At 70.3% G+C, this 10,706-nt stretch carries 8 protein-coding genes and 2 pseudogenes; 7 read left to right on the top strand and 3 right to left on the bottom strand.

Going from position 1 to position 10,706, the window contains the following annotated elements; translation table 11 throughout:
* Positions 1–109: 109 nt before the first annotated feature.
* From VGZ32_RS17725 to VGZ32_RS17695, 7 genes and pseudogenes are all read left to right on the top strand, one after another.
* A pseudogene (locus VGZ32_RS17725) lies at positions 110–280 on the top strand (2-dehydropantoate 2-reductase N-terminal domain-containing protein); the annotation flags it as partial.
* Between the two features lie 144 nt (positions 281–424).
* A complete protein-coding gene (locus tag VGZ32_RS17720; protein WP_326887179.1) occupies positions 425–1,357 on the top strand; it encodes a hypothetical protein in 933 nt (310 codons plus the stop codon).
* On the top strand, positions 1,354–2,547 hold the full coding sequence (locus VGZ32_RS17715) for a glycosyltransferase (RefSeq protein WP_326887178.1): 1,194 nt from the start codon (positions 1,354–1,356) through the stop codon (positions 2,545–2,547). The genes VGZ32_RS17720 and VGZ32_RS17715 overlap by 4 nt, the downstream gene beginning before the upstream one ends.
* Before the next feature lies 1 nt (position 2,548).
* Positions 2,549–4,126, top strand: a complete 1,578-nt coding sequence (locus VGZ32_RS17710; protein WP_326887177.1) for a right-handed parallel beta-helix repeat-containing protein — start codon at positions 2,549–2,551, stop codon at positions 4,124–4,126.
* A 142-nt stretch (positions 4,127–4,268) separates the two neighbouring features.
* Positions 4,269–5,303: a LacI family DNA-binding transcriptional regulator gene (locus tag VGZ32_RS17705; protein ID WP_326887176.1), complete on the top strand. Its 1,035-nt coding sequence runs from the start codon at positions 4,269–4,271 to the stop codon at positions 5,301–5,303.
* 378 nt (positions 5,304–5,681) lie between these two features.
* On the top strand, positions 5,682–6,539 hold the full coding sequence (locus tag VGZ32_RS17700; protein WP_326887175.1) for a radical SAM/SPASM domain-containing protein: 858 nt from the start codon (positions 5,682–5,684) through the stop codon (positions 6,537–6,539).
* 127 nt (positions 6,540–6,666) lie between these two features.
* Positions 6,667–7,542, top strand: coding sequence for a hypothetical protein (locus VGZ32_RS17695; protein ID WP_326887174.1), 876 nt, complete (start codon positions 6,667–6,669; stop codon positions 7,540–7,542).
* 16 nt (positions 7,543–7,558) lie between these two features.
* Here VGZ32_RS17695 and VGZ32_RS17690 read toward each other — a convergent pair whose 3' ends face one another.
* From VGZ32_RS17690 to VGZ32_RS17680, 3 genes and pseudogenes are all read right to left on the bottom strand, one after another.
* Positions 7,559–8,533 (bottom strand): acetylxylan esterase, encoded by a 975-nt coding sequence (locus VGZ32_RS17690; protein WP_326887173.1) that lies wholly within the window; start codon positions 8,531–8,533, stop codon positions 7,559–7,561.
* Positions 8,534–8,711: 178 nt separating this feature from the next.
* A complete protein-coding gene (locus VGZ32_RS17685; protein ID WP_326887172.1) occupies positions 8,712–10,310 on the bottom strand; it encodes a Na+/H+ antiporter in 1,599 nt (532 codons plus the stop codon).
* Positions 10,311–10,451: 141 nt separating this feature from the next.
* A pseudogene (locus tag VGZ32_RS17680) lies at positions 10,452–10,706 on the bottom strand (MFS transporter); the annotation flags it as partial.

The raw sequence follows: 10,706 nt of genomic DNA, 5'->3' as shown, positions 1-10,706 counted from the left end.
GACGGTTACGGTATGTGCCGGAGTCGTCACCGCCGCCACAGCGTAGCCCAGGCACCCGGCGGTTCGAGCAGCGGCGCGGCGCGTTCAAGCCTGCGCCGCCCGATGGAGGGGAGAACGCATGACCGCTGCCGCTGCCGTGCGGCAGTCTCGGATCTTCGTGGTCGGCGCGGGAGTCGTCGGGAAGGCCACGGGCGAGGGCTTCCTCGCCGCCGGGCATGACGTCACCTTCGTCGACATCTCCCCCTCACGGGTCGCCCAGTTGCGCAGGCTCGGCCTCGACGCCCGCGAGGAGCTGGTTCTCGACGGCGAGCCACCCTCGTTCGTCTTCCTCACCCTGCCCACACCCAACGACGGTCACCGCTACGACCTGTCAGCCCTCGAATCCGGTACCGCGGCCGTCGGTGTCGCGATCGGCGCCGCCGGGATGCGGACTCCGCACGACGACGGTGTCGGTGTCGCCGTTCCCGCGGCCGGGAACGAAGCGGCTGGGAATGAAGCGGCCCGACATGAAGGCGCCGACGTTGAGGCGCCGCGTGACGGCGTGCCGCTCGGCGCTGCCCGCCGGTCTGACGCTGACCACGACCACGACGCCGCACAGGGATGCGTGCCGCCGCCGACCCGCTCCGGGCACACCGTGGTCGGGACGCACACCGTCGTGGTCCGCTCGACGGTCCCGCCGGGAACGACGGACGGATTGGTCAAGAGGACGCTCGAAGCCGCTTCCGGGCGGACCGTCGGCAGTGGCTTCGCCTTGGCCTCGAATCCTGAGTTCCTGCGTGCCGCCTGCGCCGCCGAGGACTTCCGGCACCCGTGGATGACGGTCATCGCCTCGCGGTCCGCCCGCACCGTCGAGCGGCTCGCCGGGCTGTTGCGGCCGTTCGGCGGCGAACTGCGGACCTTCGCCGATCCCGCCGCCGCTGAGCTGCTCAAGTGCGCCCACAACATCTTCAACGCCACGAAGATCAGCTTCTGGAACGAGATGTGGCTTGTAGCTCGCAGACTCGGCCTCGATCTGGACGGGATCGCCTCCGTCGTCGCGCGATCCGCCGAAGGATCGTTCAACCCCGAGTACGGCATTCGCGGCGGCGCACCCTTCGGCGGCGTCTGCCTTCCGAAGGACACGCGTGGATTTCTCGGATTCGCCGAGGCGATCGGCGTCGAGATGCCGCTGCTGCGCGCCACCGTGAAGGTCAACGACCGGCTCGCCGCCATCGTCACCGGCGAGGTCGCAGCCCTCGAAGAAGCGGCGGACGCTCGCGGCACGCAGGGCGACATCGGCGCGGTTCCGGTCGCGCGGGACGGCGCCGGCGAGGTCTCCGCCATGCGCACCCGGCCCGCCGGAGTCGCGGGCCGATGACCTTCGTGCTCCGGCACTACCTCGCCTTCTTCCCGCTCGGCGTGCTCGGCTTGTTCCGCTGGACGGTATGGCTTTTCCGGCGAGTGCCCGCGGCGCTGTACCGGCCGGTCGACAACGACTACCGGCTGCCGCTGTCCATCGTCGTGCCCGTCTATCAGGAGCACCCGGTCGTCTTCGCCCGCGCGATCGAGTCCTGGCTGGCCAACGAGGTAGCCGAGGTCGTGCTGGTCATCGACGCCACCGACACCGCCTGCATCGAGGTCGCCCGCCGCTACCCAGTGCGCGTCCTGGTGACGCACGTGCCAGGCAAGCGCGACGCCCTGCGCCGGGGCTGGGAAAGCTGCACCACCCCGCTGGTCGCGTTGGTGGACTCGGACACCGTCTGGGCCGCGAACGTCGCGGCCGAGGTGTGCAAACCCTTCGCCGACCCCCGGATCGGCGGCGTCGCCACGCGGCAGAACGTTTACAACCCGCGCGGATTCCTGCCCCGGGTCAACGACATCTTCCTGGACTACCGGTACTTCGACGAGAACGCCGCGCAGACCGTCATGGGGCAGGCGCTGTCCTGTCTGTCCGGACGCACCGCCGTCTACCGCCGCGAGCTGCTGACCGAGATCGCGGACGAGTTCATGAACGAGACGTTCTGGGGCGTGCCGTGCATGTCCGGCGACGACAAGAGGCTGACGACGCTGCTACTGGAGCGGGGCCATCTGACCTATCTTCAACGCTCCGCGCGGGTCTGGTCCACCTTCCCCGACACCTGGCCGGTCTTCTGCAAGCAGCGGCTGCGCTGGGCCCGCAACACCTGGAGATCCGATCTGCGGGCCCTGTCGCGGCGCTGGGTCTGGAGCCATCCCTTTCTGGCCTTCTGCATGCTGGACAAGGCGATCGGCGGCCTGACCATCTTCGTCTCGCCCACGCTGATGATGCTCGGGCTGGTGGACCGCAAGTGGTTCTTCGTCTGCTGTCTCGCCGCGTGGTGGTGGATCAGCCGCGCCGTCAAGGTCCTGCCACATCTGCGCCGCCGCCCGGTCGACCTCTTCCTCGTCCCGGGCTACGTGCTCGCGACTTTCGTCATGGCGGGCGTCAAATTCCTCGCGCTGCTCACCATCCGCAGGCAACGCTGGCTGACGCGTCAGGTCCAGGTCGAGAACGGGCGGGTCGTCCGCACGGTCGAGGGGGGCGGTTGACATGCGCCGTGCAGGTAAATGGGCCGCGGGCGCGCTCGCACTCGGTGCTGTCGGGCTGTTCTCGGTGTCCGGTCTGTCGGTTCGCGCCGCTTCGACGAATGTGACGATCCGGGCGGCGGGCGTGATCTCTCCGTTGAAGGCTTCGAAGGATGCTGCGCACCAGCGGTACCTCCAACAGATCCGCGCGCGCAAACTCGCGGCTGCGCGAGCGAAACTCGCCGCCGAACACGAACGCGCCCAGGCCGTCGCGACCGGGATCTGGACCCGCGAAGGCAAGCCGGCGCTGCTCACCGTGATCGGGCCGACCAAGGTCCTGGTCGTGGAGAACGGGACGGTTCTCCAATCCCTGCGGCGGGCGAAGGGGCCTTTGCCGATCGGCTGGCTCGCGCGCGAACTGCCCGCGCAGTGGGCCACCTACGACGCCGCCACTCGATCCGCTCGTTTCACCTCCGCCCTCTCCGTGACCGACGGTTGCGAGCTCGAAGCTGAGCCGGGCGACGTGGCGGCCGTCCGTCTGGGCGACGGCGCGGCGATCTGGGTCTCGCGCGGCACCTTTCGTGCCGGAGCGGTCGCGATCTCGTCCTACGACCCGCAGACCGGCGGCACGCTGCCCGTGACGGATCCGGCCCGCCCGTTCATCCGCGCCGGGCTCGGGGCGACGCTCGCCTTCGATGGAACGGTGATCGCCGCGCTCGGCAACCGTTCGGCGCCCGATGAGTCCGGCGTGACCTGGGGGAAGGGCGCCACCGGCGAGGCATCGCAGCTGGTCGTCTCGGGTAACTACACCGGCCTGCGCTTGGCCTCGTCGCGCATGGTAGCCCTCGAAGACGTCTCGGTCAGCCACTCGGCGCTCGACGGCCTCGTGCTGGAGAACGACGGCGGCACCACACTGTCGGGGGTCGCCAGCACGGACAATGGCCACGACGGGGTGCGACTCGGCTTCGGCCCCGATCGCCGCACGCTCAAAGGCGTCACCACGTCGGGCAATCAGGATTATGGCGTCGTCGCGGTCGCGCTGTCGGGGTTGACCGTGCTCGGATTCACCAGTCAACAGGACGTGGTGGGCGGAATCAGGCTCTCGCGGTGCGACCGGTGTTCTGTCGTCGATCCGGTGACCAGCGGGGACCGGATGGGGGTGCGCGTCGACGCCGAGAGCCACGGCACCTCCATCACCGGCGGCACGATCTCTGGCGGCGACACCGGCGTCGACGCGGGAGCAGCCGTTTCCCTATCCGGCACCGCGATCAGCGGCGCGTCCATCGGGCTGCACGCGGCCGCGGGCGTCGAGGTACGCGCCGACCGGATCTCGATCAGAGCCCTGCGAACCGGTGCCCATCTCGAGGACGGCGGCGGGCTCCTGCTCTCCGGCTCGACGGTACTCGCCCCGGTCGGCATCAAGGGCCGGGTCGTGTATTCGGGGCACAACACGGTGGCCCTGCCGCCCTTCCCCTGGCTGGGAATCGTCGCGATCGCCGCGATCGTGCTCGGGCTCCTGCTGGAGACGGTGCACGCACTGCGCCAGGCCGGGCGGATCTCGACCCGAGCCGTGGCCCCCGATCACGTGCTCAACACGGCGTGACGCCACGTCCGCGTCGGCCGGAAGATGCGCCGGTGAACGCGCGTGCCCTATGGGGCTCAATCGACGCAAGCGTCACCCGGAGGTGTGAGGTGAAGTCCTAGACTGCACGCCAACGGGTCGGGCGGTGCAGGAGGCCAATGCGGTGAAACGACCGACGATCGCGGACATCGCGCAGCGGGCCGGGGTGACGAAGGCCGCGGTCTCGTTCGCCCTGAACAACCAGCCGGGCGTCTCGCCGAGCACCCGGCAGCGGATTCTCGACATCGCGCGGGAGATCGGCTGGCAGCCCAACAGCGCCGCGCGTGCACTGTCCGACGGTCGTGCGGGGGCGTTCGGGCTGGTGATCGACCGCCCGGCCGGAATCCTCGGCGCCGAGCCGTTCTTCATGCAGCTGATCGCCGGGATTCAGGGGGAGCTGGCGGCCGGTCACACCGCGCTGCTGTTCACAGTCGCGCCGGACCGGGCGACCGAGATCGAGCTCTACCGCACCTGGTGGGGGCAGCGCCGGGTCGACGGCGTGTTCCTGGTGGACCTGCGGGTCGACGACGCCCGGGTGGCGGCGCTCCGGGAACTCGCGATGCCGGCCGTGGTGCTCGGCTCGCCGGAGGGCTCCGGTGGTCTCTCGGCGGTGTGGACCGACGACGTGGCGGGGGCGCGCACGGTCGTGGAGCACCTGGCGCAGCTCGGGCACCGGAGGATCGCCCGAGTGACCGGCATGCCGGACCTCTGGCACACCAGGATCCGCACCGACGCCTTCCTCGCCGCCGCGCGGCAGGCGGATATCGACGCGGACTGCGTCACCGCCGACTACACGGCCGAGGGCGGCGCGGACGCGACAACAGCACTGCTCGCCACGCCGAATCCGCCCACCGCGATCGTCTTCGACAACGATCTGATGGCGGTGTCCGGGCTCGGGGCCGCGCAGCGAGCCGGCGTGCGGGTCCCTCAGGAGCTGTCGATCGTGTCCTGGGACGATACGGTGCTCTGCGAGCTGGTCCATCCCGCACTCACGGCGCTGCGGCGCGATGTGATCTCCTACGGAGCCCACGCGGCGCGCCGTCTGTTGGAACTCGCCGCCGGGGCCGCGGCGGGCGACCACGCCGAGCCGCCGGCTGTGCTCAACGCCAGGGCGTCGACCGACCGACCTCCGCGCGAGCAGCAGCCGGGTCTGCGGTAGCGGACAGCGCCGCCCACCGGTCACTGAACGCGTCATCAGACCTCTGATAGATCAGGCGCCGACGCTGTGGATAGTGCGCGGCAATGTATTCGGCAATTGCCGCGGCTATCGTGCACGGACCGTAGACTGGTCGTGCCATCCCTCCAGCCCCTTCACGCACGGTAGCCGCCGTCATACCGTAGACAGAATCAGAACCCTTCGTCATCGTGGGGGATGGGTAGCGGGTGGGAGGCCCAGGGGTGAGTCATTCCTCTGCCATCAGCCGGTGAGGTGTCGGCTCCCGCCGTCGGTTCCAGGGGAACGCTTGTGACCGGCGGCGCGGGTTAGACAGAGCGGGGGTGCGAACACCCTGTCGCGGCCCTACAAGGAGGAGACATCATGACTGCGGCTGCACAGGAAGCGACCACATTCCTCTGGCTTGAGATCACCGGGCGCTGCCAGCTGGAGTGTGTCCACTGCTACGCGGAGAGCTCGCCGGCGGGGGACCACGGCGCGATGGCGGCGGAGGACTGGGAGCGGGTCCTCGCGCAGGCCGCCGCGCACGGGGTGGAGCAGGTACAGCTGATCGGCGGGGAGCCGACCCTGCACCCCGACTTCGCGCGGCTGGTCGGGCGGGCGCTCGAGCTGGGGCTGGAGGTCGAGGTGTACACCAACCTGTACCGCGTCCCGGCGGCGCTCTGGGAAGTGTTCTCTCGGCCCGGGGTGCGGATCGCCACCTCGTGGTACTCCGCGGATCCGCACGCACACGAAGCGATCACCGGCCGGGTGGGCTCGCACGCGCGCACCCGCGCCAACATCGCCGAGGCTGTTCGGCGGGGCATCCCGATCCGGGCCGGGATCATCGAGCTGGGCGACGAACAGGGCACCGAGCACGCCCGCACCGAGCTGATCGCGCTGGGCCTGGCGGAGAACGCGATCGGCTTCGACCGGCTGCGCGCGTTCGGGCGCGGCGCCGCGGCGCTTCCGGACGAGACCGACACCTGCGGCGAATGCGGGCACGGCTGCGCCGCGGTCCTGCCCGACGGCTCCGTCGTGCCCTGCGTCTTCACCCGAATGGCGGTAGCGGGAAGCGTTCGATCAGGGCCGCTGGACGCAATTCTCGCAGGGTCCGCATTCGGCGCCCGGGTCGAGCACCTGGACCGGGTCCGCACCGTACGGGACCGCGGGTGCGGTCCGACCTGCATGCCGTGCACTCCCTGCCCGCCGTGCCGCCCCTCGTGCAGCCCGATGGGGTGACCGGACGAGCACCTTCAGGCACGGTTTGTGGATAGTCGTCGCGAAAAGCCCGGCACGTGGTCGGATTGAACGGCATTGGTTCGGGCAGAGCCCGAACTGCCGAACAAACCGGGGAGGTGCCCGCCGAATGTCGTCGTCGCGATGGATCTCGGTGCAGGTGCCGTACTACCGGGATTTCCTGCGCGGCGCGCTGGACGAGGCGGTGCGGCGGCTCGGTCCCGGGATCCACCAGCTCGGCGACGCGGTGATCAGCTTCTCGGAGCGCAGCATCGGCACCCGTGTGCGCAGGGGTGAGCGAATCCTGTGGCTGCGCGTCTCGCCGTTCGACGAGGGGCGGATGGACCACGCCGCGTGGACTGGCAACGTGGCCGCCAACTCGATCGTCGGCGTGCCGAAGCCGGTGGTCGAGGCGAGGGCGGTGTGGGCCACGCAGACCCCTGTGCCGGTCCAGATCGCCGGCGAACTGATGACCTACATCCCGGATCCGCCGGTCGCCGCCGGACGCGAGGTGCTCGAACCCGTCGCCGCGCCCGACTCCTGGTGGTGCGATCTGCGCCATGCCCTGGAACGGCTCGCGCAGCACTCCGCGGATCGCTACTTCAGCTGGCACACCGCCGAGCGTTACGCCTCCCTGCTCAGCGCCTTCTACGGCGAGCGCGTCGATCTCGGCCCCGTGCCGCGCTGGCGGACCGAGCATCTCGATCTGCACTGGAACAACGTGACCGCTCCGGGCCTGTGGATCATCGACTGGGAACTGTGGGGCACCGCGGTCGCCGGATACGGCGCCGCCAGCCTTTACTGCAGCGCGCTCGGCGTTCCGCAGGTCGCGAAGCGCGTCCACGAGACCTTCGCCGACGTGCTCGACAGCCCCGCCGGACGATACGCGCAGCTGATCGTCGCCGCGGAACTGCTTTCCCATACCGCCGTGCACGGCGAACGGCTCGGGCCGGTGGTGCACCTCCACCGCCTTGCCGAACGTTTGATTGAGCAGCGCGTCGACTGACGGGCCGCCGAGTGGATCAGCCCTTCGTCACGCTGGCGGCGAAAGCGAGGGCCGCAGTGGCGTGGTGCGCGCCGCCGCCGTCGTGCTCGTTGTAGGCATAGACCCGCATCTCCTTCGGGCCCGCATAGTGATTGAAGGAGGCGTATACGGTCGACGGCGGGCAGATCTCGTCCATCAAGCCGGCCGAATACAGCGCCGGGGCGCCCGCCCGCGCGGCGAAGTTGACCCCGTCGACGTACGCCAGCGTCGCGAAGACCCGGTCGACGCGGTCGCGGTGCACCTTGCAGAACTCGGCGATCTCCTTGTACGGGTGCGCGTCCGTGATCTCGGTGGCGTGCCGGATGTGCTGGAGGAACGGAACGTCGGTGATGACCCCGGCCAGGTCGTCCAGCAGACCGGCCACGGCGATCGAAAGGCCGCCGCCCTGGCTGCGGCCGTGGACCACGAGGCGCGCCGGGTCGACGAACGGATGCGAGCGGGCCGCCTCCACCGCGCGGACCGCGTCCGTGTACAGGCGGCGGTAGTAATACGTCTCGGGCGAGAGCACGCCGCGGGTCATGAATCCGGGGAAGGCAGGGCCCGCACCGTGACCGCCGTCGTCGGGCGTGTCGCCCACCGACCAGGCGCCGCCCTGGCCGCGGGTGTCCATGATGAAGTGCGCGTATCCCGCGCTGGACCACAGAAGGCGCTCGATCGGCAGCCCGCGGCCGCCCCCGTAGCCGATGTACTCGACGATGGTCGGCAGCGGCCCGGTGGCGGCGGCGGGACGCAGCATCCAGCCCTTGATCGGTTGGCCGCCGAATCCGGCGAAGGTGGCGTCCTCGACCGAAAGGGTCTTCAAGCCCGTGTCGCAGGGTTCGAAAACGGCGTTCAGCGGATGCTCGCGGGCCTCGGCGAGCGTCGCGCTCCAGAAGTGGTCGAAATCCTCCGGCTCCGTGCGCGCCGGGCGATAGTCCACGAGCTCGTCGAGGGACTTGTCGTTGAGAGCCACGCGATCACTGTAGCGGCGCACGAATGAACCGCGGCGCGACCGTCGAGAGCGGCGCGATGGTGGTCTGCGCTGCGTTTCTCAATACGACCGGTCGTTTCAGGGCCGGCCAGGGCGAGTTTCGTCAGTGCCGCGATTCGGTGGATACGACCGGTTGTCTTAATGGCTCCGGGTGGCTGCGTCAGCGCCGGTCGGTGCGCAGGTCGAGGCGGCGGATCACCCGGTCCACCAGCTCCGGGTCGGTGCCGGGCTCGGCGCGGGCGGCCAGCATCTCCTCGCGTCCGGCCGCGATCATGCGCTGTTCGAGCTGCCGGAACTGCCTCAGTTCGCTGACTCGCTTCTCGGCGAGCTCGCGCAGCTCGTCGTCGACGTTCTCCGGGCACGCCGCCGCGAGCCGGGTCTGCTGCCGCCGGGCGAGCCGCTCGTACAGCTCGTCCGGCACATCCTCCGCGTCGGCGATCTCGTTGAGATATCGCAGCTCTGCTTTCGCCGCCCGGAACCACAGGTGCCGCTCCGCGTCGCGCCGCGCCTTGTCGTCGGCGGTCACCCTCAGCACGCGCACGAGCAGAGGCAGCGTCAGACCCTGCACCACGAGGGTGAACAGAACCACCACGAACGCCGTGAAGAGGATCTGCTCGCGACCTGGGAACGCGGCCCCGCCGTCCACCGTGAGCGGGATCGCCAGCGCCAGTGCGACCGTCACGACACCGCGCATGCCGCCCCACCAGATGATCACCGATTCGCGCCAGGTGATCGGGCCCGGCGCGTCTTCGTCCTCGTCGTCACCGGCGCCCCGGCGCGTCCGGTTCGCGAACCATCCGCTCGGCAGCAGCCAGAGCAGCCGCACGAACACGACGACGCCGACGATCTCCATCGCGTGCCCGAGCAGCCCGGTCCACCGGTTCCCGACCTCGTCGACGACCGTGTGCAGCTCCTCGCCGATCAAGCCGAACGCGAATCCGGTGACCAGCAACTCGACGATGTCCCAGAAGGCTGTTCCGACCAGCCGGTAGGCGACGTCGTCGGCGCTCGCGGTGTCGGACAGGTAGAACCCGCACAGCAGCACGGCCAGTACCCCGGAGCCATGCAGGCGGTCGGCCGCGACATACGCGGCGAAGGGGACGAGCAGGCTGAGCGCCACTTGGAGCGTCGCGTCGTCGAGCAGCCCCATCAGCCGCGCGGAAAGCCATCCGACGCCCAGCCCGACCACGACCGCGATCACCGCCGAGAGCAGCAGCTTCCCGAGCGCGTTCGGCGCGGAGAAGTGCCCGGAGACCGCGGCGCTGAGCGCGACTCCGTAGAGCACGATCGCGGTGACGTCGTTGAACAGGCCCTCCGTCTCGAGCGTGTTCACCAGCCGGCGCGGCAGCCCGACGTCCCCGGCCACGGCGGTCGCGGCGACCGGGTCGGGCGGCGAGACCAGCGCGCCGAGCAGCACCGCGGAGGCGAGCGGCACGTCCGGTGCCAGTTCGCGGAACGCGGCGGCCACCGCGGCGGTGCTGACCAGCACGAGCAGGATCGCCAATCCCACCACCGCCCGCCACCCGGCCTTGAACCGCCGCCAGTGGGTGCGCCGCGCGGCGGCGAACAGCAGCGGCGGCAGCACCAGCGGCAGGATCAGGTCCGGCTCGAGGTTCGGGTTCGGGATGTCCGGGATCAGCGCCAGGACCGCGCCGAACACCGTCATCAGCACCGGCGACGGAAGCCCGAGCCGGGCGCTCACCGGCACCGCGACGATCGTCGCCAGGAACACCACGAACAGGAGGGTGAGCTGCTGCATGGTCCGGGCCTCCGCGGGCTCGGTGATCGGACGGGTACGCCGAGAATAGATCGATCCGCGCGGGAAGAGCCGCGCGGATCGATCTACGTGTGTCGCGATTGTTCAGTTATTCCGATATCCGGTCCACGACGTCGTGACTCGTCACGCTTCCGACGGCGCCGCCGGCCCGGGGTCGGTCTCGGGGTCCGGAGCGGCCTCCGGCGCGGCCGGCGTGGACGTCATGCCCAGCGCGCTGAGCTCCTGCGCGACATAGCGCTCGTGCTCCGCGATCTCCTCCCGGGCCCGGCGCGGTCGCCAGTACCCGGTCATCATGAAGATGAACGGGATGAAGACCGCCTCGCCGCCCAGGCACACCCACCACCAGGTCTGCCAGTCCTTCGGGTTGTTCTTCGCGGC

The sequence above is a fragment of the Actinocrinis sp. genome (genome assembly GCF_035938995.1).
Lineage (GTDB): Bacteria > Actinomycetota > Actinomycetes > Streptomycetales > Catenulisporaceae > DASZGI01.
This window is presented reverse-complemented; position numbering and strand designations above follow the sequence as displayed.

Excerpts from the sequence above, each read along its gene's own strand:
- VGZ32_RS17710 (WP_326887177.1), top strand. The coding sequence starts at position 2,549 with ATGCGCCGTGCAGGTAAATGGGCCGCGGGCGCGCTCGCACTCGGTGCT.
- VGZ32_RS17695 (WP_326887174.1), top strand. The coding sequence starts at position 6,667 with ATGTCGTCGTCGCGATGGATCTCGGTGCAGGTGCCGTACTACCGGGAT.
- VGZ32_RS17700 (WP_326887175.1), top strand. The coding sequence starts at position 5,682 with ATGACTGCGGCTGCACAGGAAGCGACCACATTCCTCTGGCTTGAGATC.
- VGZ32_RS17715 (WP_326887178.1), top strand. The coding sequence starts at position 1,354 with ATGACCTTCGTGCTCCGGCACTACCTCGCCTTCTTCCCGCTCGGCGTG.
- VGZ32_RS17720 (WP_326887179.1), top strand. The coding sequence starts at position 425 with ATGCGGACTCCGCACGACGACGGTGTCGGTGTCGCCGTTCCCGCGGCC.
- VGZ32_RS17685 (WP_326887172.1), bottom strand. The coding sequence starts at position 10,310 with ATGCAGCAGCTCACCCTCCTGTTCGTGGTGTTCCTGGCGACGATCGTC.